Origin of the sequence: Streptomyces phaeofaciens (assembly GCF_014648915.1) — a bacterium.
Taxonomy (GTDB): domain Bacteria; phylum Actinomycetota; class Actinomycetes; order Streptomycetales; family Streptomycetaceae; genus Streptomyces; species Streptomyces phaeofaciens.
The window spans coordinates 103,098-126,041 of record NZ_BMSA01000003.1 but is presented as its reverse complement, the minus strand read 5'-3'; the positions used below and the strand labels follow the sequence as shown (position 1 = coordinate 126,041).

Sequence of the window (22,944 nt, the reverse complement as noted above, 5' to 3'; positions counted from 1 at the left end):
CCGAACTCTAAGTGGCTCCATACCGATGGGTACGAGGTTTGAGTTATTGCGTTGTTATCAAATGACAACGGGGAGGTTCCGTTGTCCCCTTAGTGACTGTTACGCGAAGTAATCGTTGACCTTTGTTCAGTTTCGGCCGGTGTGCCGGTGTCCGTGAGAGATACGCACGCGCGTGCCGCTCTGCTCAGGGTGCCGGGAAGTCCGTCGCAGCTCGATCGGGGGCTGCGGTACCCTAGCGCCATGCGTGCCGTACGCCTTCTGCTTAGCGAGCCGCGCTGATCAGTCCCGAACGCCGGTGAACCGGACGGTTCGGCATCGGCGCGGCGTCCCCTCCTGTGCGAGGGGATTTTTCGTTTTCCGGGAAGTCGCAGCCGCTGGCAGAGACGATCGATGGAGCTTTGAGGATCATGAGCGAGACGAACCCCGCTGCCGCCGCCGAGGTGGCCGCGCCGCACCGCTACACGGCGGCCATGGCCGCCGAGATCGAGGCACGCTGGCAGGACTTCTGGGACGCCGAGGGCACGTACGCCGCTCCCAACCCCAAGGGCGACCTGGCCGGCGACCCCGCGGTCGTCGCCCGGCCCAAGAAGTTCATCATGGACATGTTCCCGTACCCCTCGGGTGCGGGCCTGCACGTCGGCCACCCCCTGGGCTACATCGCGACCGACGTCTTCGCCCGCTTCCAGCGGATGACCGGCCACAACGTCCTGCACACCCTGGGCTTCGACGCCTTCGGCCTGCCCGCCGAGCAGCACGCCGTGCAGACCGGCGAGCACCCGCGGATCACCACCGAAGCCGCCATCAACAACATGAAGTCCCAGCTGCGCCGGCTGGGCCTGGGCCACGACAAGCGGCGGTCGTTCGCCACGATCGACCCCGACTACTACAAGTGGACCCAGTGGATCTTCCTCCAGATCTTCAACTCCTGGTACGACGACGAGGCACGGCAGGCCCGCCCGATCGCCGAGCTGATCGCCCGGTTCGAGTCCGGTGAGCGCGCCGTACCGGGCCACACGCGCGCGTGGAGCGAACTGAACGCCACCGAGCGCGCCGACGTCCTGGGCGAGTTCCGGCTGGCCTACGCCTCCGACTCGCCGGTCAACTGGTGCCCCGGCCTGGGCACCGTGCTGGCCAACGAGGAGGTCACCGCCGACGGCCGCTCCGAGCGCGGCAACTTCCCGGTCTTCAAGTCCAAGCTGCGCCAGTGGAACATGCGGATCACGGCCTACGCCGACCGGCTGATCGACGACCTGGACGCCCTGGACTGGCCCGAGGCCATCAAGCTCCAGCAGCGCAACTGGATCGGCCGCTCCGAGGGCGCCCGCGTCGACTTCCCGATCGACGGCGAGCGGATCACCGTCTTCACCACCCGCCCCGACACCCTGTTCGGCGCGAGCTACATGGTGCTGGCCCCCGAGCACCCGCTGGTCGAGAAGTTCACCCCGGGCAGCTGGCCCGAGGGCACCCACGACGTGTGGACCGGCGGCCACGCCAGCCCGGCCGAGGCCGTCGCCGCGTACCGCGCGCAGGCCGTGTCCAAGTCCGATGTCGAGCGCCAGGCCGAGGCCAAGGACAAGACCGGCGTCTTCATCGGCGCGTACGCGACCAACCCGGTCAACGGCGAGCGGATCCCGGTCTTCATCGCCGACTACGTCCTGATGGGCTATGGCACGGGCGCGATCATGGCCGTCCCGGCCGGCGACCAGCGTGACTTCGAGTTCGCCCGCGCCTTCGAGCTGCCGATCGTCTGCATCGTCGAGCCGACCGACGGCCGTGGCACCGACACCTCGACGTGGGAGAACGCGTTCGGGGCGCACGACGCGAAGATCATCAACTCCTCCAACGGCGACATCTCGCTGGACGGACTGGACGTCGCCGCCGCCAAGGCCCGCATCACCGAGTGGCTGGAGCGCTCCGGCATCGGCGAGGGCACCGTCAACTTCCGGCTGCGTGACTGGCTGTTCAGCCGCCAGCGCTACTGGGGCGAGCCCTTCCCGATCGTCTACGACGAGGACGGCGTCGCCCACGCGCTGCCCGAGTCGATGCTGCCCCTGGAGCTGCCCGAGGTCGAGGACTACTCGCCGCGCACCTTCGACCCGGACGACGCCGACACCCGGCCCGAGACCCCGCTGTCGCGCAACGACGAGTGGGTCCACGTCACCCTGGACCTGGGCGACGGGCCGAAGCGGTACCGGCGCGAGACCAACACCATGCCCAACTGGGCCGGTTCCTGCTGGTACGAACTGCGCTACCTGGACCCGCACAACAGCGAGCAGCTGGTCGACCCCGAGATCGAGCGGTACTGGATGGGCCCGCGCGAGGGCCTGCCGCACGGCGGCGTCGACCTGTACGTCGGCGGCGCCGAGCACGCCGTGCTGCACCTGCTGTACGCGCGCTTCTGGTCCAAGGTCCTGTTCGACCTGGGCCACGTATCGTCGGCCGAGCCGTTCCACAAGCTGTTCAACCAGGGCATGATCCAGGCCTACGTCTACCGTGACAGCCGGGGCTTCCCGGTGCCGGCCACCGAGATCGAGGAGCGCGACGGCGGCTTCTTCCACGCGGGCGAGCCGGTCAAGCGCGAGCTGGGCAAGATGGGCAAGTCCCTGAAGAACGCGGTCACCCCGGAGGCGATCTGCGCCGAGTACGGCGCCGACACGCTGCGTCTGTACGAGATGGCGATGGGCCCGCTGGACGTCTCCCGCCCGTGGGACACCCGCGCGGTCGTCGGCCAGTACCGGCTGCTCCAGCGTCTGTGGCGGAACATCGTCGACGAGTCCACCGGTGAGGTCACCGTCGTCGACGCCGAGGCCGACGAGACCACGCTGCGTGCCCTGCACAAGGCGATCGACGGGGTGCGCCAGGACCTGGAGGGCCTGCGCTTCAACACCGCCATCGCCAAGATCACCGAGCTGAACAACCACCTGACCAAGGCGGGCGGCGCGCTGCCGCGCACGGTCGCCGAGGACCTGGTGCTGCTGGTCGCGCCGCTGGCCCCGCACATCGCCGAGGAGCTGTGGCGCAAGCTGGGCCACACCGGCTCGGTCGTCCACCAGGACCTGCCGGCCGCCGACCCGGCGTACGTCGTGGACGAGAGCGTGACCTGCGTCGTGCAGATCAAGGGCAAGGTCAAGGCGCGGCTGGAGGTGTCGCCCGCCATCTCCGACGAGGAGCTGGAGAAGGTGGCGCTGGCCGACGAGAACGTGGTCAAGGCGCTGGGCGGGGCCGGCATCCGCAAGGTGATCGTGCGGGCGCCGAAGCTGGTGAACATCGTGCCGGCGTAGCGAGGCGAGCCACCACGCCCCGGGGACCGCGGTCCCCTAGGGGGCCGGTGCGGGCAGGTTCGGGGTTCCGCCGGAACTCCGGACCTGCCCTTTGCGTTTACCGTGTGAAGTGCGGCGCGGGTGCGCGGCGCGATGTGAGCGGCGCGCGGTGTGTCGTGGCAGGCCGGAGGAGGAGCTCGTGGAAGCAGTCGTCGCAGTCTTCGCCCTGCTCGTCGTGCTGTTCCTGGCACTCGGCGCCTACGCCACGGTGAAGGTCGTCGGCGCCGCCAAGCGCGGTGTGGACCGCACCATCACCCAGGCCCGCCGCACGGTCGAGGACCACACCCTGCGGGCCAGGTCCTTCGCCCAGCTCGGACCGTCCGGCGAGGTCGCCCAGCTCCGCCTCGCCCTGCGCACGTCGATGCGCGCCACCCAGGAGGCCCTGCACGCGGGCGTGGCCGAGGACGCGTCGCTCAAGGAGTCCCTCGGCCTCTTCGAGCGCCTCAGCGCGCACGGACACGAACTGGACGCCGAACTCAAGCGCCTGGAGTCCGAGCCGGACCGGGCGACGCTCACCGCGCGGCTGCCGTCCCTGCGGGAGCGCACCGAGCGGATCACGGAGTCCGCGGACTCGCTGCGCTGGGCCGCCCGGGACCGTGCCCGCCGCTTCGCGGAGGACGACCTGGACGCCCTCAGCGCACAGATCGACGTCGAGTCCGGAGCCCTGCGCCACTGGACCACCCCCGAGCCCCCGCACACCGCGACCGCGGCCTCCACGTCGACGCCGCCCCCATGGCCGCAGGCCCCGGCCGCCGCCGACGGCGCGACCCCGCGACAGACCTGGCCCGAGACCCCCGAGACCCCCGAGGCACGCACGGCCGAGGAGCCGGCCCGGCCCGCCATCACCCCGCCGGGACCGCGCCCCGTCCATCCCTGGCAGAAGAAGCCGCGCCCGGAGAGCACCACCTGATGCGCCGGCGGCCGTGCCGACGGCTCGCCTTGCGCGGCTCCGAGCCGGGGGCGGGCCGGTGCCCGGTGCGGTACTGATTCGGTCAAGGCCCTCCCAGGTGGAAGGGGCCGGGCTGCCGTCCGGGGGCTACGCCAGGTAACCTCCAGCTCATGTCCCGCCATGTCGCGATCGTCACGGATTCCACGGCCTACCTGCCGCAGCGGACGATGGAGCGCCACGGCATCACCGCGGTGCCCCTGACCGTCGTCCTCGGCGACCAGGCCCTGGAGGAGGGCACCGAGATCTCCACCCGCTCCCTCGCCCAGGCGCTCCAGAAGCGACGCCCCGTCACCACCTCGCGCCCCAGCCCCCAGCTCTTCGCCGAGACCTACCGCAGGGTCGCCGAGTCCGGCGCCACCGGCATCGTCTCCCTCCATCTCTCCGCCGAACTGTCCGGCACGTACGACGCCGCGGTGGTCGCGGCCCGGGAGGCACCGGTGCCGGTGCGGGTGGTGGACACCGGCATGATCGCGATGGCGCTCGGCTTCTGCGCGCTCGCCGCGGCCGAGGTGGCGGAGGCGGGCGGCACGGTCGACGAGGCCGTCACCGCCGCGGAGAAGCGGGCCGCCGGCACCTGCGCCTACTTCTACGTCGACACCCTCGACTATCTGCGCCGCGGCGGCCGGATCGGCGCCGCCCAGGCGCTGTTGGGCTCCGCGCTCGCGGTGAAGCCGCTGCTCCAGCTGGACGGGGGGCGCATCGAACTCCTGGAGAAGGTCCGGACGGCGTCGAAGGCGATCGCCCGCCTGGAGGAGCTGGTGGCCGACCGGGCGGGGAGCGCGGCGGTGGACATCGCCGTTCACCATCTCGCCGCCCCGGAGCGGGCGTCCGCGCTGGCGGACCGGTTGCGGACGCGGGTGCCCGGGGTGGCGGATCTGCATGTGAGCGAGGTCGGCGCGGTGATCGGGGCGCACACGGGGCCGGGGTTGCTGGGAGCCGTCGTCTCGCCCCGGTGAGCGGCACCCGCGCCGTTCCGGAGGTGCGGCGCCGGAGCCGTCCGCACAGCGCGCCCGGGGGGTTCTCCCACCTGGGTTCTCGCGGTTCTCTCACCCGTGTGAGTGGCGGAGTTTTCCACAATGGGCCGGTCATCCCCGGGAATTGACCAAGATCAGTGCGATGTGACGAAGTGTCCGATCCTCGGGGCATGGTACTTCGATCACGTACACGCACCCCGTACCCGACCAGTGGTCCCGGGCGGGGACCCGACTCCGACGGGCGACACCGCACCTCGGCACGCCGCCGCCGTTCCTCCCTCACCGGCTCCGCCGGGCACCGGCACGCCTCGGCGGTGGAGTTGCGGCGGCGCGCGGAGGCGCTGTTCGCCGACCGGGCCGTGGAGCGGCGCAAATCGGCGACGGGACCGCCGGGAGTGGGTGAGGGGCCGGCCGGGCGCGGCCCGAAAGCCGACGTCTCCGGAGCCGGAGCCGGAGCCGGAGTCCGAGCCGGGGCCAGGGCTGGAGCCGGGGCCGGAGCCGGGGCAGAGGCAGGTGCCAGGGTCGGCGCCGGGCTCGGGGCCGTGGAGGAGAGAGTCCGCGGCGCCGGGAGGTGGCGGGAGCGGGCCGGGGCGGCGCTGCGGGAGCGGCTGCCGGTGTGGGTGCAGGCACGCTGCGGCATCGAGCGGCGGAGCGTGCAGGCGCTCACGGTGGTGCTGGTCGTCGCCGCGGGCTTCGCCGCACATCACTTCTGGGCCGGCCGGGCCGAGCCCGTGCGCGCGCCGGAGGTCGTACGGGCGGCACCCCGAGAGGTGGAGGAACCGGAAGGGGCAGAGGCCCCGGCGGCTCCGGCCGTTTCCGGGGCCACGGGCGGGGCTGCGGGCGGTGCGCCGTCGGGGAGCGCTCCCGGTGCGCCCGGGGCCGAGATCGTGGTGGACGTCAGCGGAAAGGTCCGCGAGCCCGGGATCCACCGGTTGCCCGCCGGTTCCCGGGTGGTCGACGCCCTGGACGCGGCCGGCGGGGTGCGGCCCGGGACGAACACCGACGGGCTCAACCGGGCGCGGTTCCTCGTGGACGGGGAGCAGGTGGTGGTCGGAGGGCCGGCACCGCCCGCGCCGGGGGCCGGGGGCGGGGCGGCCGGCCCCGTCGGTGCGGGGGCCGGGCCCGCGGGAGTGGTTTCGCTCAACACGGCCACCGTGGAGCAGCTCGACACGCTCCCGGGCGTGGGGCCCGTGCTGGCACAGCACATCGTCGACCACCGCACCCGGCACGGTGGCTTCCGCTCGGTGGAAGAACTGCGGGACGTCAACGGCATCGGCGAGCGACGCTACGCCGACCTGCGGAATCTCGTACGGCCATGAGGGCCGAGGAGGAGGAGGCCGCCGGCGGGGAGGTGCGGGCGGGTCCCGGCTCCCGGGGCCGTCGAGCCGTGCACGTGGCTTCCGGGACACGGCTGGGCGACGCCCATCCCCGCCAGGAGGGGCCGGCGGATCTGCGGCTGGTCCCGCCCGCGCTCGCGGCGTGGGCGACGGCGGCGCTCGCGTTGGACGCGTCACCGGAGGTGGCGGTCGGTGTCGCGCTGGTGTGCCTGGTGCTCGCGGGTGCCTTGTGGGGCGTGGGGCGGCGGGGGCACCGGGTCCCGGGCGACGGTGCTTCCCCGGCGGAGGTGCCGGGGGCGGCCGGGGGTCCTGGGGCCGAGGGGTCGAGAGCGGCCGGGGGTCCTGGGGCCGAGGGGTCGAGAGTGGCCGGGGGTGCCGGGGCCGGGGCGTCGGGGCGGGCCCGAGGCGATCGGTTTCCGCCGGGCCGGGGCCGCTGGGTGCGTGCCACCCTCGCCGCCGTGCTGCTCTGCGCCGGCGGGGCGGCCGTCTCCGCCGGGCTGCACGGGGCCGATGTGCGGCGGGGGCCGGTGCCGGGGCTGGCGCGGGAGTACACGACCGTCACGGCCGAGGCCGAGATCACGTCCGATCCGCGGCTCACCCGGCCCCGGGTCAGAGGGGACCGTGTGACGCCGGACGCGGTGCTGGTCCACGCCGAGGTGCGCCGGGTCGAGGGCGCGGACGGCGGGGCGACGGCGACACGGGCGCCGGTGTTGATGATCGTGGACGTCGACGAGGGAGCGGGTGGGCCGGACGGCTCGCCGTGGCTCGGGCTGCTGCCGTCCACCCGGGTGCGGGTGACCGGCCGGCTGGCCCCAGCCCTGGCCGGAGGGGACCGGATCGCCGGGGTGCTGCGGGTACGCGACGGCACGGAGCCGACGGTCGTGGCGGCGCCGTCCGCGGCCCAGCGGCTGGCCGGGCGGCTGCGGGCGGGACTGCGCACGGCCACCGACGGGCTGCCGGCGGACGCCCGGGCGCTGCTGCCGGGGCTGGTCGTCGGGGACACCGGACGGATCACCCCGGAACTGGACGAGGCGTTCAAGGAGACGGACCTCGCCCACACCCTGGCCGTCTCGGGAAGCAACCTCACGATCATCCTCGCGCTGCTCCTCGGACCGCCCGGCCTGGCGCAGCGGGTGGAGCGGCGGGGCCTGGCACCGCGCCTCGGCATCTCGCTGCGGACGACGGCGCTGCTCGGCGCGGGCCTCACCCTCGGGTTCGTCGTGGTGTGCCGGCCCGACCCGAGCGTGCTGCGCGCGGCCGCCTGCGGGGCCGTCGTCCTGCTCGCCCTCGCGACCGGCCGCCGCAGGTCGCTGCTCCCGGCACTGGCGACGGCGGTCCTGCTGCTGGTGCTGTACGACCCGTGGCTGGCCCGGAGTTACGGGTTCCTGCTGTCGGTGCTCGCGACGGGAGCCCTGCTGACGGTGGCGCCGCGCTGGAGTGCCGCGCTGCGACGGCGCGGGGTGCCGCCGCGGCTCGCGGAGGCGCTGGCGGCGGCGGGGGCCGCGCAGGCCCTGTGCGCGCCGGTCGTGGCGGTGCTGTCGGCGCGGGTGAGCCTGGTGGCGGTGCCGTGCAACCTGCTGGTGGAGTTCGCGGTGGCGCCCGCCACGGTGCTGGGTTTCGCCGCGCTGGTGACGGCGCCCGTGGCGATGCCGGTGGCCAAGGCGCTCGCCTGGTGCGCGAGTTGGCCGGCCGGCTGGATCGCGGGCATCGCGCGGGCCGGGGCGGCGCTGCCGGGCGGGGGAGTGGACTGGCCGGGCGGCTGGGGCGGGGCGCTGCTGCTCGCCCTCGCCACGGCGGCGACGGTGCTGTTCGGACGGCGGCTGCTGGGGCGGCCGTGGCTGTGCGGGGTGTGCGGGGTGCTGCTCGTCCTGGCGGTGGTGCAGCCGCCGCCGCTGACCCGGGTGCTCACGGGCTGGCCGCCGCCGGGCTGGCGGCTGGCGATGTGCGATGTGGGGCAGGGCGATGCGACGGTCCTCGCGGCGGGTGACGGCACCGGCGTGGTGGTGGACGCCGGTCCGGATCCGGCGCTGGTCGACCACTGTCTTCGCACCCTCGGCATCACCAGGGTGCCGCTGGTCGTCCTGACCCACTTTCACGCCGACCATGTCGCCGGGTTGCCCGGGGTGCTGCGGGGTCGGGAGGTGGGGGCGATCGAGACCACCGGGTTCGAGGAGCCTCCGGCACAGGTGGAGTTCGTGCGGCGGGAGGCGGCGGCGCGGAGGGTGCCGGTCGGGCGGGCCGTGGCGGGGGAGCGGCGCAGGGCCGGTTCCCTCGACTGGGAGGTGCTGTGGCCTCCCCCGAGGGCTCGGCCCGGCCCGCTCCCGGGCGGCCCCGCGGCGCCGGTACCGGAGCCGGAGGGACCGAACGACGCGAGCGTGACGCTGTTGGTGCGGTCGGCCGGGCTGCGGATGCTGCTGCTCGGGGACCTCGAACCCCCGGGCCAGCGGGCGCTGGCGCGTTCACCGGCGGCGGCGCTGCTGAGCGGGGTGGACGTGCTGAAGGTGGCGCATCACGGTTCGGCGTACCAGGACCCGGGCCTGATACGCCTGGTGGCGCCACGGCTGGCACTGATCTCGTGCGGCGCGGACAACCCGTACGGGCATCCCGCAGCGAGCACGGTCGCGGCGCTGCGCGCGGGCGGCGCGGCGGTACTGCGGACGGATCGGGACGGGGCGTTGGCGGTCGTGGGTACCGGCGGTGCGCTGCGGGTGGCGCGAGACTGAGGGCATGGATTCCGCACCGGTCGCTTCCCGCCCGCTCGACACCCGTCTGGTCGATGCCTATCTGCGCCGCCTCGGGGCCGAGGAGCCCGCCTGGCCCACCGTCGACGTCCTGCGTGAGCTGCATCTGCGGCATCTGCGGGCCGTGCCCTTCGAGAACCTGTCGGTCCACCTGGGCGAGGAGATCGAGCTGGAGCCGGCGCGGCTGGTCGAGAAGATCGTCGACGCGGGCAGGGGAGGGTTCTGTTACGAGCTGAACGGGGCGTTCGGGGCGCTGCTGGCGGCGGTGGGGTTCGACGTGACGCTGCTCGCGGCGCGGGTGTACGGGGAGCAGGGGCGGCTCGGGATCCCGTACGACCATCTCGCGTTGCGGGTGCGGACGGTGGATGCCGGGGACTGGCTGGCGGACGTGGGGTTCGGGGCGCACAGCCACTACCCGCTCCGCTGGGACGACCGTGCCGAGCAGGAGGATCCCGGGGGCGCGTTCCGGATCGTCGAGGCCGGTCCGGACGCGGCCGGGGTGAAGGGCGGCACGGGGCGGGCGGCGCGGCGGTCGGAGGCGGCCGATCTGGACGTCGTGCGGAACGGCTCGCGGGAGTACCGCCTGGAGGCGCGTCCCCGGGCGCTGCGCGACTTCAGGGCCGGCGCCTGGTGGCACCGTACGGCGCCGGAGTCGCACTTCACGAAGTCGCTGGTCTGCTCGCGGGTCACGCTGGACGGGGGGCGGGTCACGCTCAGCGGGCGCCGGTTGAAGGTGACGGCGCTCGACGGGACGAGTGAGGAACGGGACCTGGCGACGGACGAGGAGGTGCTGGCGGTGTACCGGGAGCGGTTCGGGATCGAGTTGGGGGAGGTACCGACGGTGAAGCCGCGCGGTGGGGCATAGCCGGCCCGCCGGAGGGCGGATCGTGCCGACGGTCCGGCCCGTGCCGGTCGCCGCGCGGGCGTGCCGGAAAATGGGTGCGTGAGCGATGTGAGACATGTGCTGGTGCTGCCGGACCGCGATGCCGCGGAGGAGGTGGCGGAAGCGCTCGGGGAACGGTTCGGGGTGAAGGAGGAGCCGCGGATCGTCCGTGACGCGTTGGCCGGGGAGGACGATGCGGAGGACGCGCAGTGGCTGGTTGTCCTGCGGGACGAGGAACGGCGGTTGGACGCGGAGGCGCTGGACGAGTTCGCGGGGGAGTGGGACGGGTGGCGCGAGGAGCCGTGACAACCCGCCGGGGGCTGCGGGGGCTGCGGGCAGCGGTGGCGCCCGGAGTGGCGCGCGGCTGAGGGCGGTGCCTCGGTCTCGGGGTTCCCCGCGCTCCCCGGAGGGCTCTCGCCCGCGGCCCGCCCGTCCACTCGTCCGCGTCTCCTTGTCAGTGGCTCGTGGGATGCTGTCGGGGATGGCCAGGAAGACTGCGAACGACGACCCCCTCGCCCCGGTGACGCTTGCCGTCGGGCAGGAGGAGCTGCTGCTCGACCGTGCCGTGCAGGAGGTGGTGGCCGCCGCGCGGGCCGCCGACGCGGACACGGACGTGCGTGATCTGTCCCCGGAGCAGTTGCAGCCGGGCACGCTCGCCGAGCTGACCAGCCCCTCGCTGTTCTCCGAGCGCAAGGTCGTGGTCGTCCGCAACGCGCAGGACCTCTCGGCCGACACGGTCAAGGACGTGAAGGCGTATCTCGGGGCGCCCGCCGAGGAGATCACGCTGGTGCTGCTGCACGCCGGCGGGGTCAAGGGGAAGGGGCTGCTGGACGCCGCGCGCAAGGTGGGGGCGCGGGAGGTGGCCTGTCCGAAGATGACCAAACCGGCGGACCGGCTGGCGTTCGTGCGGCAGGAGTTCCGGGTGACCGGGCGCTCCGCCACCCCCGAGGCCTGCCAGGCGCTGGTGGACTCCATCGGCAGTGATCTGCGGGAGCTGGCCTCGGCGGTGACCCAGCTGGTCGCCGACATCGAGGGGACCATCGACGAGGCCGTCGTGGGGCGGTACTACACCGGGCGGGCCGAGGCGTCGAGCTTCACGGTCGCCGACCGGGCCGTGGAGGGGCGGGCCGCGGAGGCGCTGGAGGCGCTGCGCTGGTCGCTGGCCACCGGTGTCGCGCCCGTGTTGATCACCAGCGCGCTCGCGCAGGGCGTCCGGGCCATCGGCAAGCTCTCCTCGGCGCGGGGCGGGCGGCCCGCCGATCTCGCGCGGGAGCTGGGCATGCCGCCGTGGAAGATCGACCGGGTCAGACAGCAGATGCGGGGCTGGACACCCGATGGGGTGGCCCTGGCACTGCGGGCCGTGGCCGAGGCGGACGCCGGGGTGAAGGGCGCCGGGGACGACCCGGAGTACGCCTTGGAGAAGGCGGTCGTGGCCGTCGCGCGGGCGGCTCGTTCCAGAGGCCGATAGGCCCTCCGGAGAGGAGAATCGTGCGTATCAGCCGTATGTCGCCGGACTGGGAAAGGTGGCGATCTCCATGGCTGAACACCCGCACGCCAAGCTCGTCCGCGAGGGCTACGAGGCCTTCCAAAGCGGAGACATGGACACCCTGCGCTCGATGATGACCGGGGACTGTACGCACCACGTACCCGGCTCGCACCCGCTCTCCGGGGACTACAAGGGGATCGACGCGGTCCTGAACGACTACTACGGCCGGCTCTACTCGGAGACGGGCGGATCGTTCCGCGTCGAGTTGCGCAATCTCTTCGTCGACGGCCGTGGGCACGTCATGTCCGTGCACCACTTCACCGCCGACCGGAGCGGCAAGCACATCGACGAGATGGGCGGGATCGTCTTCCGGATCGTCGGGGACAAGATCAGCGACCTCGACGAGTGCGTCGCGGACATGGAGACGGCCGACCAGTTCTGGATGTGAGCACAGGACCACCGCACCGGTACCCGCATGCCGAAGGCCCCGGCCGCCCGCCCTGGGGAAGGGCGGGCGGCCGGGGCCTTCGCGTCACGCTGTTGGATCCGCGCCCGCGTGGCGAACGCAGGCCGTGCGCGGATCCGTGGGTGCCGGTCGGGGGCGGATGAGAGAGGGCCCGCCCTGGGTCCTTCCGGCGTGTCGGATCCCTCGGGATCCGGTCAGATCAAAGAAGGGGTTCAGCCCTTGAGGGTCGTGACCTTGGAAGCCAGCGCCGACTTCTTGTTGGCGGCCTGGTTCTTGTGGATGACGCCCTTCGAGACGGCCTTGTCGAGCTGACGCGCGGCAGCGCGCTGGAGCTCGGTGGCCTTCTCGACGTCACCCGCGGCAGCGGCCTCGCGGGCCTTGCGGATCGCGGTCTTCAGGGAGGACTTGACGGCCTTGTTGCGCAGCCGAGCCTTCTCGTTGGTCTTGATCCGCTTGATCTGGGACTTGATGTTCGCCACGAATGAGCCTTTGCAGGTTCAGGCACGGGACCGCTCGGGACCCGTACCAGGTGATTTCTGAGGTGTGTCTCGCGCTGAGAGGGCATGAGACACAGCCCTCCACGTTACCAGTGGGCCGGAGAATGGCCCAAACCGGCCCCCGGTCGCCGCCCGTGGGACCATGGAGCCTACGTATAGATCCGACCCGAGGCATAAGGCGCCTCAAGAGACAGGACCCTGCGTGCCCGCGACCCCTAACAATGTGCCCGAGCCGAGCCGTACCGCCCCGGCTCTGATCCGCAATTTCTGCATCATCGCGCACATCGACCACGGCAAGTCCACGCTCGCCGACCGCATGCTCCAGCTGACCGGGGTGGTCGATCAGCGGCAGATGCGCGCCCAGTACCTCGACCGCATGGACATCGAGCGCGAGCGCGGCATCACGATCAAGTCCCAGGCGGTCCGGCTGCCCTGGGCACCCTCCGAGGATCCGGGCAACACCCACATCCTCAACATGATCGACACCCCCGGGCACGTCGACTTCACGTACGAGGTGTCGCGGTCCCTCGCGGCCTGCGAGGGCACGGTCCTGCTCGTCGACGCCGCCCAGGGGATCGAGGCCCAGACCCTCGCCAACCTCTACCTGGCGATGGAGAACGACCTCAAGATCATCCCCGTACTGAACAAGATCGACCTGCCGGCCGCCCAGCCGGAGAAGTTCTCCGAGGAGCTCGCCAACCTCATCGGGTGCGACCCCTCGGACGTGCTGAAGGTCTCCGCCAAGACCGGCCTGGGTGTCGAGGCGCTGCTCGACAAGGTCGTCGCCGAGATCCCCGCCCCGGTCGGTGTCGCCGACGCGCCCGCCCGCGCGATGATCTTCGACTCCGTGTACGACTCGTACCGGGGCGTGGTCACGTACGTCCGTGTCATCGACGGCCAGCTCAACAAGCGTGAGCGGATCCGGATGATGTCCACCGGCGCGACCCACGAGCTGCTGGAGATCGGCGTCTCGGCCCCCGAGATGAAGTCGGCCGACGGCCTCGGTGTCGGCGAGGTGGGCTATCTGATCACCGGCGTGAAGGACGTCCGCCAGTCCAAGGTCGGTGACACCATCACCACCCTGCACAAGGGGGCCACGGAGGCGCTCGGCGGTTACAAGGACCCGAAGCCGATGGTCTTCTCGGGTCTGTATCCGCTGGACGGCTCCGACTATCCCGAGCTGCGGGACGCCCTCGACAAGCTCCAGCTGAACGACGCCGCGCTGGTCTACGAGCCGGAGACCTCCGCGGCCCTCGGCTTCGGCTTCCGCGTCGGTTTCCTCGGCCTGCTGCACCTCGACGTGATCCGTGAGCGGCTGGAGCGCGAGTTCGGTCTCGACCTGATCGCCACCGCGCCCAACGTGGTCTACCGGGTGGTCATGGAGGACCGCAGCGAGCACATCGTCACCAACCCGAGCGAGTTCCCCGAGGGGAAGATCACCGAGGTGTACGAGCCGGTCGTGCGGGCCACCATCCTGGCGCCGACCGAGTTCATCGGCTCGATCATGGAGCTGTGCCAGACCCGGCGCGGCACCCTGCTCGGCATGGACTACCTCTCCGAGGACCGGGTCGAGATCCGCTACACCCTGCCGCTCGCCGAGATCGTGTTCGACTTCTTCGACCAGCTGAAGTCGAAGACGCGCGGCTACGCGTCGCTGGACTACGAGCCCACCGGTGAGCAGACCTCCAGCCTGGTCAAGGTCGACATCCTGCTGCACGGCGACAAGGTGGACGCCTTCTCGGCGATCACCCACAAGGACGCCGCGTACGCGTACGGGGTGCGGCTGGTCGCCAAGCTGCGCGAGCTGATCCCGCGGCAGGCCTTCGAGGTGCCGATCCAGGCCGCCATCGGCTCCCGGGTCATCGCCCGCGAGACCATCCGCGCCATCCGCAAGGACGTCCTCGCCAAGTGTTACGGCGGTGACATCTCCCGTAAGCGGAAGCTGCTGGAGAAGCAGAAGGAAGGCAAGAAGCGGATGAAGATGGTGGGTTCCGTGGAGGTTCCGCAGGAAGCCTTCATCGCGGTACTGAGCAGCGACGACAGCGGAGGCTCCGCCAAGGGCAAGAAGTAGTCACGTGCGGACCGCCACACAGGGCCCGTCGCGCTTCGGCGCGGCGGGCCCTGTGTGCGTGGTCAGGTGAAAGTAACCCTCCGTGGCCCCTTACGCGCTGGCCAGTCGCCCTCTACTCTGATCCCTGCTCGGTAGTTACTCGCGAGTTAAACAAGGTCGCGAGCGAAGTAGTCGTGAGTGAAAACAGCCGCAATGAGCCAGCCGCACCGTCGCGGGCCCCGGAGGATGTCGTGAGCGACACACAGACACTGATCGAGAACCGTCCGCCGTCCGTCGCGGGCCTCTTCCTGGAGCGCGTGTCCGCCACGCCCGACGCGGAGGCGTACCGGTATCCGGTGCCCGCCGCGTCCGGTCAGGGGCCCGACGACTGGAAGTCGCTGACCTGGGCGCAGGCCGCCGAGCGGGTCTACGCGATCGCGGCCGGGCTCATCGAGCTGGGGGTGCAGCCCGAGCAGCGGGTGGCGCTGGCCGCCTCCACCCGGCTCGAGTGGATCCTCGCCGACCTCGGCATCATGTGCGCCGGCGCGGCCACCACCACCGTCTACCCGCAGACCAACGCGGAGGAGTCGGCGTACATCCTCTCCGACTCCGAGAGCCGGGTGCTGATCGCGGAGGACGCCGCCCAGCTCGCCAAGGCCGTCGAGAAGCGCGCCGAGCTGCCCGCCCTGACGCATGTGGTGGTGATCGACCCGGCCGGCGTGGAGAGCACCGACTGGATCCTCACCCTCGACGAGCTGGAGAAGCGCGGTGCCGCCCGGCTGGAGAAGGACGCCCAGCTGATCAAGGAGCGGGTCGGCGCGATCACCAAGGACCAGCTCGCCACCCTCATCTACACCTCGGGCACCACCGGCCGCCCCAAGGGCGTCCGTCTCCCGCACGACAACTGGTCGTACATGGCGAAGGCGATCGCCGCGACCGGCCTGGTCGGCGCGGACGACGTGCAGTACCTGTGGCTGCCGCTCGCGCACGTCTTCGGCAAGGTGCTCACCTCCGGCCAGATCGAGGTCGGGCACGTCACCGCCGTCGACGGCCGCGTCGACAAGATCATCGAGAACCTTCCGGTGGTCCGGCCGACGTACATGGCCGCCGTGCCGCGCATCTTCGAGAAGGTCTACAACGGGGTCGCGGCGAAGGCCCGGGCCGGCGGCGGCGCCAAGTACAAGATCTTCCAGTGGGCGGCCGAGGTCTCCCGCGAGTACGCCAAGGTCACCCAGGACAACTTCAAGCGCACCGGCACCCGCACCGCGCCGTTCGGGCTCGCCTCCAAGCACAAGGTCGCCGACGCGCTCGTCTACGCGAAGATCCGCGAGGCCTTCGGCGGCAACCTGCGCGCCTGTGTCTCCGGCTCCGCCGCCCTCGCCCCGGAGATCGGCTACTTCTTCGCCGGCGCCGGCATCCACATCCTGGAGGGCTACGGCCTCACCGAGTCCTCCGCGGCCTCCTTCGTGAACCCCGGCGAGGCCTACCGCACCGGCACGGTCGGCAAGCCGCTGCCCGGCACCGAGGTGCGGATCGCCGAGGACGGCGAGATCCTGCTGCGCGGCCCCGGCATCATGGAGGGCTACCACGGGCTGCCCGAGAAGACGGCGGAGGTCCTGGAGGCCGACGGCTGGTTCCACACCGGCGACATCGGCGAGCTGTCGCCCGACGGCTATCTGCGGATCACCGACCGCAAGAAGGACCTCATCAAGACCTCCGGGGGCAAGTACATCGCGCCCGCCGAGGTCGAGGGCCAGTTCAAGGCGGTCTGCCCGTACGTCTCCAACATCCTGGTGCACGGCGCCGACCGGAACTTCTGCACCGCGCTCATCGCGCTCGACGAGGTGTCCCTGCTGGACTGGGCCAAGGACAACGGCCTCGAGGGCAAGTCCTACGCCGAGATCGTCGCGGCGCCGGCGACGGTCGCCCTCGTCGAGGGGTACGTCCGGCAGCTGAACGAGGGTCTCCAGAAGTGGCAGACCATCAAGAAGTTCCGGCTGCTGCCCCGTGACCTCGACGTGGAGCACGGAGAGATCACCCCGAGCCTGAAGCTGAAGCGCCCGGTCGTGGAGCGGGAGTACAAGCACCTGATCGACGAGATGTACGCGGGATCCCGCGAGGCGTGACAGCAGGACGGCCCCGGAAGGCGATCCGGCCTTCCGGGGCCGTCGTGCGTCCGGGGCCGGCCGCCGTGCGTCCCGGGAGCCTGGTCGCTGTGCGTCCGGAGTGTCCCGGGGCGCGGCGTCCGGGAACGGGGTGTCCGCGGCAGGGGCGTCCGGGAACGGAGTGTCAGGGCGGGGCAAGGGTGCGGAAATCGACCTATGGGCCGCGATGTCAGACGTGCCGCATAGGATGCGCACACCATCTCCACACTTCCTTTCCCCTTGGTTCAGCGAGGTGCTCGTGCCCGGTTCCGTCGCGACGCCCGACGACATCGTCCGCCATGTCTTCCGCTATCTGGCGGAGGTCGGTGAGAGCCGCACCAGGCCGGTGCGGACCCTCGACGACGCCCGGCACCAGGTCTGGTTCGCCGACCTGCCCGCGCAGTTCGACTCCTTCCTCACCGAAGTCGTCCCCGGCGACACCCCGTTGTGGCTGCGCGCACCCCGCCCGCTCCGGCACGACCCGCCCACCCCCGCCGCACCCCTCACCCACTGGATCGACGGCCGGGAGGTCCGCGACTCCGCCCGGGAGACCGCGCCCGCACCGCGGCAGCACGCCGAGATACCCGCCGACGAGGTCTCGGCGGGCGGCACCCTGCGCACCGGCCGTGTCACCGTCGCACTGGAGGACTTCCCGCAGCGCGACCTGGTGCGCGAGCAGCACCGCGCCTGGGCCCGCGCATGGGAGGGCTGGGCGCGACGCGACCGCGCCATGAAGCCGCTCGTGCGCGCCTACGACCGGCTGTACCGGCTCTGCGTGGACGCCTCCGAACTCGGCGAGAGCTACGAACTGGTCATGGCCTTCGGCCATCTGACCTGGTCCGCGCAGGACGAACCGGTCCGCCGCCATCTGCTCACCTGCCGGGCCGTCGTCTCCATCGACCCCGACACGGGCGCGATCACCGCCGGACCCGACCCGCAGCAGGGCGGCCCCGTCCTGGAGGAGTCCATGCTCGACGCCGGGCAGAAGGCCCGCGCCGAGATCCGCGCCCTCGTCCGCCAGGAACTGGAGGCCGCGGGCGACACCACCGACCCCGCCCTGGCCGACCAGCTCCACCGCGCCCTGACCACCTGGACCATCGCCGCCCACGAGGCCGGCCGCTACGACCCCGCGCCCGCCCGGCAGCGCGCGTCCGGCGACCCCACCGTGCCGGTCGTGGGCTTCGCTCCCGCGCTGCTCCTGCGCGAGCGCACCCGGCGCAGCATGCTGGAGGCGCTGCGCGGCGTCGCCGTGAGCATCGAGCAGGGGGCCGAACCCACCGCGCTGCTGCGGGCCGTCGCCGGAGCCGGCGGCGACCGCCCGCTCGGTGAGCCCGGCACGCCGCAGGCCCGCGGCGGTTCACCGGAGCTGTACTTCGCGCTGCCCTCCAACGACGAGCAGCGCACCATCGCCGAGCGGCTGCGCGACCGCGACCTCGTCGTCGTCCAGGGCCCGCCGGGCACCGGCAAGACGCACACCATCGCCAACCTGGTCACCGACCTCCTGGCGCACGGCAACCGGGTGCTGATCACCAGCCACACCGCCCGCGCCCTGAAGGTGCTGCGGGACAAACTCCCCGCCAGCGTGCGCGAGCTGTGCGTCAGCCGTACCGACGACGGCACCGGACAGCAGGAGCTGGAGCAGTCGGTCAAGGCGATCCTCGACCGCCAGGGCGACTTCGACCCGCAGTTCTACCGGCGCCGCATCCAGGAGCACGAGGAGCGTCTGCGCTCCGCCCGTTCCGCCCAGGCCCGCGCCCTGAAGACCCTGCGGGCCCTGCGCGAGCAGGAGACCTTCCGCCACCCCGCCGAGATCGGCGACTACGAGGGCACGCTGGCCCGCATCGCCGAGCGGCTCGCGGACGAACGGCCGCGGCTGGCCTGGATCGGCCCCGTGCCCGGCCCCACCCCCACCCTGGCCCCGGCCGACCTGACCGCGCTGCGGCGCGCGGCCCTCGCCTTCACCGACCGGCACCGCGCGCTCGCCGCCACCGTCACCGCCGCGCTCCCCGAGCCCGGCCGGCTGCCCGCCCACCTCGCCTTCGCCGACGCGGTCGGCACGCTCCGCGCCGCGGAGGCCGACCTCACCGCGCTGCGCACCCACGGCTCCGGCACGCGCGTCGACGACGCGGTGGCCGCCCTGAGCGCCGACCGGCAGGAGCGGCTGGCCGCCGTACTCGACCGCTTCACGGCCCAGGACGCGGCGGCCGCGGCCCTGCCCGCCGACTGGGCCGCCGGGCCGCGCCGCGAGGTGCTCGCCGGGCAGGACATCGGCATCCGCAGCCGGCACGAGCGCACCACGGCCGCCCTCGCCGCCATCGAGGAGGCGGCCCACGCCCTGGGCGCCACCCTGGTCAGCGGCCTGGAGGCGTACGACGTCCCGACCGCGCTCGGTCTCGCCACCACCCTGCGCGACGGTCTCGCGGCCGGCGAGCGGCTGCGCGGCACGTTCGGGATGAAGACCCGGCTGCGCAAGGCCGTCGGCGACTTCCCGGAGGCGGTCCGGGCCGACGGCCGCACCGTGGAGACCGAGGCCGCGGCGGCCGCCGTACTGCACCGGATCACCCTGGAGCGGCACCTCCAGGACATCGAGCGGGAGTGGGGCGACGGCGTCGGCGCCTGGCAGCCCGGCCCCCGCCGGATCGCCCGCCTCCGCCAGGACGCCGCCACCCTGGCCACGCTCACCGCCCTCGCCGATCTGCGGCGGGACGTCGTGCTGGCCGCGGCCGACGCCCCCGGCCTCGCCGGCGCCGACTGGAGCGACCCCACGACGGTCGACACCGTCCGCGGTGTGCTGCGGGCGCGGGCGGCCCGCCGCGCCGCCGACCCCGCGCGCGCCCTGATCGACGACGCCCTCGACGTGCTGCGGGCCTCGGCGCACCGGCGCGGTGTCCCGCCGGCCGTCGACCGGACCCGCGCCGCCGTCGAGGCCCGCGACCCGGACGCGTACGCCGCCGCCGTCGCGGACCTCGACGACCTCCGGGAGGCCCTGGCCCGCAAGACGGCCTGCGACGACGCCTACCGGCGGGTGGCCGCGGTCCTCCCCGACGTCGCCGACCCGCTGGAGTCCGGCCCGCAGGACCCCGCGTGGGACACCCGCCTCGCGGACTTCGACGCCGCCTGGGCCTGGTCGGCCTGGCACACGCGGATGACGGAACTGACGGACCCCGAGGCCGAGAACCGGCAGCAGCGGCAGCTCACCGAGGCCGACGCCGAGATCCGCATCAGCCTGGAACGGCTGGCGGCCGACCGGGCCTGGTACACCTGTCTGTCCCGGCTCACCGACGACCAGGCCGTGGCCCTCACCTCCTACCAGCAGAACGTCCGCAGGCTCGGCAAGGGCACCGGCAAGTACGCGGCGACCTACCGCCGTCAGGCCCGCGAGAGCCTCCAGGCCAGCCAGGAGGCGGTGCCGGCCTGGATCATGCCGCTGCACCAGGTGACCGAGACCGTGCCGATGGACCGGGCCGGACGCTTCGACGTCGTGATCATCGACGAGGCGAGCCAGTCCGGCCCCGAAGCGCTGCTGCTCGCCTGGCTCGGCGCGAAGGTGATCGTCGTCGGGGACGACCAGCAGGTCAGCCCGGCGCAGGTGGGGGTGGACCACGACGAGCAGTTCGCCCTCCAGCGGCGGCTCCTCGGCGAACTGCCCGCCGCCCGGCGCAACCTCTTCACCCCGACCGCGAGCCTCTTCGACATCGCGTCCGGACTCGCCGGCGGCCGCGGCAGGCTGATGCTCCAGGAGCACTTCCGCTGCATGCCGGAGATCATCGGCTTCTCCAACGAACTCTGCTACGGCGGCCGCCTCCAGCCCCTGCGGCAGTACGGCGCCGACCGGCTGCCTCCGCTGCGGTCGGTCCATGTGGCCGACGGCTTCGTGGAGGGCAGCGGACAGAAGCAGATCAACCGGCCCGAGGCGGAAGCCCTCGTCGACACGGTGGCCCGCTGCATCGCGGACCCCGCCTACGCGGGCCGCACCATGGGGGTCATCACCCTGCTCGGGGCCGGCCAGAAGTTCCTCATCGAGGATCTGCTGGCGGACCGCATCCCGCTCGACGAGCGGCAGCGGCGGCGGCTGCGGGTGGGCAACGCGGAGGAGTTCCAGGGCGACGAGCGGGATGTCGTCCTCGTCGGCCTGGTCACCTCGCTCACCGGGCCGGACGGGCCGCGCCGCATCGGCTCCTACAACAGCGCGCTGTACCGGCAGCACATCAACGTCGCCGCGTCCCGGGCCCGCGACCAGGTGTGGCTGTTCCACAGCGTCGCGCTCACCGAACTGGGCGAGAGCGATCTGCGGCGCGCCTACCTCGACTGGTTCTCCCGCCCCGCCGAGGAGCAGGACGGCGCGGTGCTCGGCGAGGTCCGGCCGGACGTTCCGCACGAGGCCTTCGACAGCCTCTTCGAACAGCGTGTCTATCTGGCGCTGCGGGCGCGCGGCTACCGGGTGCGGCCGCAGTACCCCGCCGGGCGCTTCCGTATCGACCTCGTCGTCGAGGGCGGGACGCGCCGGCTGGCGGTCGAGTGCGACGGCGACGCCTTCCACACCGAGGAGAACGCGGACGCGGACGCGGCCCGCCAGCGCGAACTGGAGCGGGTGGGCTGGACGTTCGTCCGGATCCGGGGCAGCCGGTTCTTCCTCGACCCCGAGCGCGCGCTGGAACCGCTGTGGGAGCAGATCGAGCGGCTCGGGATCGAGACGGCGGCACGGCTGCCGGGGCCCGGCAGCCGCACGGCGGGCGGCGACGGGCGTACGGCTGCCGGTGCGGGCGGGCCGGCCGAGCGCCGTCCGGCCGACCCGCCGGCCATCTCTCGGCCCCATGCCCCGGAGCCGGCCGACCGTGCTCCGGAGTCCGTCGGCACGGCCGAGCCCGCCGGGCCGCGGGCCGGCACCGGTGTCCGGCGCCCCGCGGCGCAGCCGCCCACGGCCACGCCGCCGCAGCAGTCCAGCGCCACGCGCGAGGCCGGGTCGCGGACCGGGCCGGTGTCGGCCCCTGCGGAGGACTCCCGCAAGGGCGTCCGCACCGCGCCGGCGGCCCCTGCGGCGGCTCCCGCGGCGGACGGCCGGTCGGCGCGTTCCGGCGCGGACGGGCGGCAGGACGTCCGGCGGGCCTCGGCGGCCGACCGCGGCGGGGACGGGACGCCGGAGTTCGTCTCCGTCGTGCGGCTGCACCGGGACGAGGTCAACGCGGCCCAGCACGCGTTCAGCATGGGCCGTTCCGTGAAGAGCACCGCACGGTTCCTCGCGGGCGTGGGGGTACCCGGGTTCCCGGGGGCCGACGTCGTGGAGGTGGCGCGCGGCGGCCGGGCGGTCGTACGGGTCGCCCACGCCGAGATACAGGCCATGATCCGGGCCGCGATCGCCCATGCCGACGTACCGGTCCTGGGCCACACCGGCCAGACCGGGCTGGCCCGCTACCACGCGCCCGGCTCCGCCGGCGCCTCCGACGGCCGTACGACGGAGCTGCTGCGGGTGCGCCGGGCCACGGACCGGACGGCGGACGGCCCGCTGCCCGGCGTACCGCGCCAGCCGGTACGCACCACCGCACCCGCACCCGCACCTGCCCCCACTGTCACGCCCGACCCTGTCCCTGTCCCCCTCCCCGCCTCCTCCACCGGCTCCGGGGTGGAGCGGCTCAGTCCCGCCGCCCACCGCCGGGTGCACCGCGAGTTGGGGCGGGTCCAGGACGAGCTGGAGCGGCCCCTGCCCGAGATCGTGGCCGTCGACTCGTCCTCGCGGCAGGCGCAGCTGGCGGACCTCGACCGACGGCGGACGGCGCTGCGCGAGCGCCGAAGCCTGCTGCGGGACCTGCTGGACCGGGTGACGCCCGACTCGACCCTGACGGGCGGGACGACGGTGGCGCCCGGCTGCCTGGTCGGCGTGGAGGACCCGGACGACCCCGGGATCACGACGTACGAGATCGCGATGCTCGCCGGCGACGAGGCGGAACGGCTCAGTCCCGACTCCGCGCTGGGCCGGGCGCTGATGGGGCGGGAGGTCGGCGACGAGGTGCGCTGGCGGACGGAGCGCGGCACCGGCATGCGCGTCGTCGTCCGGTACGTGAAGGACTGACGGGTGGCACCGCCCGAGCACCGGGCGGTG

General features: G+C 73.2%; 13 protein-coding genes. 12 read left to right on the top strand and 1 reads right to left on the bottom strand.

Going from position 1 to position 22,944, the window contains the following annotated elements; translation table 11 throughout:
• The first annotated feature begins 407 nt into the window (after positions 1–407).
• The 9 genes from leuS to IE275_RS07500 all read left to right on the top strand — a co-directional run bounded on the left by leuS (position 408) and on the right by IE275_RS07500 (position 12,138).
• Positions 408–3,281 (top strand): leucine--tRNA ligase, encoded by a 2,874-nt coding sequence (gene leuS, locus IE275_RS07540; RefSeq protein WP_189708995.1) that lies wholly within the window; start codon positions 408–410, stop codon positions 3,279–3,281.
• A gap of 178 nt (positions 3,282–3,459) precedes the next feature.
• The gene (locus tag IE275_RS07535; protein ID WP_189708993.1) at positions 3,460–4,230 is read left to right on the top strand and encodes a hypothetical protein; all 771 of its coding nucleotides are present in this window, start codon (positions 3,460–3,462) and stop codon (positions 4,228–4,230) included.
• Between the two features lie 149 nt (positions 4,231–4,379).
• Positions 4,380–5,225: a DegV family protein gene (locus IE275_RS07530; RefSeq protein WP_189708991.1), complete on the top strand. Its 846-nt coding sequence runs from the start codon at positions 4,380–4,382 to the stop codon at positions 5,223–5,225.
• 188 nt (positions 5,226–5,413) lie between these two features.
• Positions 5,414–6,562 (top strand): ComEA family DNA-binding protein, encoded by a 1,149-nt coding sequence (locus IE275_RS07525; RefSeq protein ID WP_189708989.1) that lies wholly within the window; start codon positions 5,414–5,416, stop codon positions 6,560–6,562.
• A gap of 68 nt (positions 6,563–6,630) precedes the next feature.
• The gene (locus IE275_RS07520; protein WP_373299187.1) at positions 6,631–9,303 is read left to right on the top strand and encodes a ComEC/Rec2 family competence protein; all 2,673 of its coding nucleotides are present in this window, start codon (positions 6,631–6,633) and stop codon (positions 9,301–9,303) included.
• A 4-nt stretch (positions 9,304–9,307) separates the two neighbouring features.
• Entirely contained in the window at positions 9,308–10,186 is an 879-nt protein-coding gene (locus IE275_RS07515) for an arylamine N-acetyltransferase family protein (protein WP_189708985.1), read from the top strand.
• Between the two features lie 78 nt (positions 10,187–10,264).
• Positions 10,265–10,510 (top strand): hypothetical protein, encoded by a 246-nt coding sequence (locus tag IE275_RS07510; RefSeq protein ID WP_189708983.1) that lies wholly within the window; start codon positions 10,265–10,267, stop codon positions 10,508–10,510.
• A gap of 175 nt (positions 10,511–10,685) precedes the next feature.
• Entirely contained in the window at positions 10,686–11,672 is a 987-nt protein-coding gene (holA, locus tag IE275_RS07505; RefSeq protein ID WP_189708981.1) for a DNA polymerase III subunit delta, read from the top strand.
• Between the two features lie 67 nt (positions 11,673–11,739).
• Complete coding sequence (locus tag IE275_RS07500; RefSeq protein WP_189708979.1) at positions 11,740–12,138, top strand: nuclear transport factor 2 family protein; 399 nt, start codon at positions 11,740–11,742, stop codon at positions 12,136–12,138.
• Between the two features lie 230 nt (positions 12,139–12,368).
• Here IE275_RS07500 and rpsT read toward each other — a convergent pair whose 3' ends face one another.
• Positions 12,369–12,635 carry a 30S ribosomal protein S20 gene (gene rpsT, locus IE275_RS07495; RefSeq protein WP_189708977.1) on the bottom strand — a complete coding sequence of 89 codons (267 nt, stop codon included), beginning with the start codon at positions 12,633–12,635 and terminating at the stop codon, positions 12,369–12,371.
• 220 nt (positions 12,636–12,855) lie between these two features.
• Between rpsT and lepA the strand changes: the two genes are divergently transcribed.
• The 3 genes from lepA (at position 12,856) to IE275_RS07480 (ending at position 22,914) form a co-directional block, all read left to right on the top strand.
• Positions 12,856–14,724, top strand: a complete 1,869-nt coding sequence (gene lepA / locus IE275_RS07490; RefSeq protein WP_189708975.1) for a translation elongation factor 4 — start codon at positions 12,856–12,858, stop codon at positions 14,722–14,724.
• Between the two features lie 230 nt (positions 14,725–14,954).
• Positions 14,955–16,829: an AMP-dependent synthetase/ligase gene (locus IE275_RS07485; protein ID WP_189708973.1), complete on the top strand. Its 1,875-nt coding sequence runs from the start codon at positions 14,955–14,957 to the stop codon at positions 16,827–16,829.
• A 277-nt stretch (positions 16,830–17,106) separates the two neighbouring features.
• Entirely contained in the window at positions 17,107–22,914 is a 5,808-nt protein-coding gene (locus tag IE275_RS07480; RefSeq protein ID WP_189708972.1) for a PDDEXK-like endonuclease domain-containing protein, read from the top strand.
• Positions 22,915–22,944: the final 30 nt, after the last annotated feature.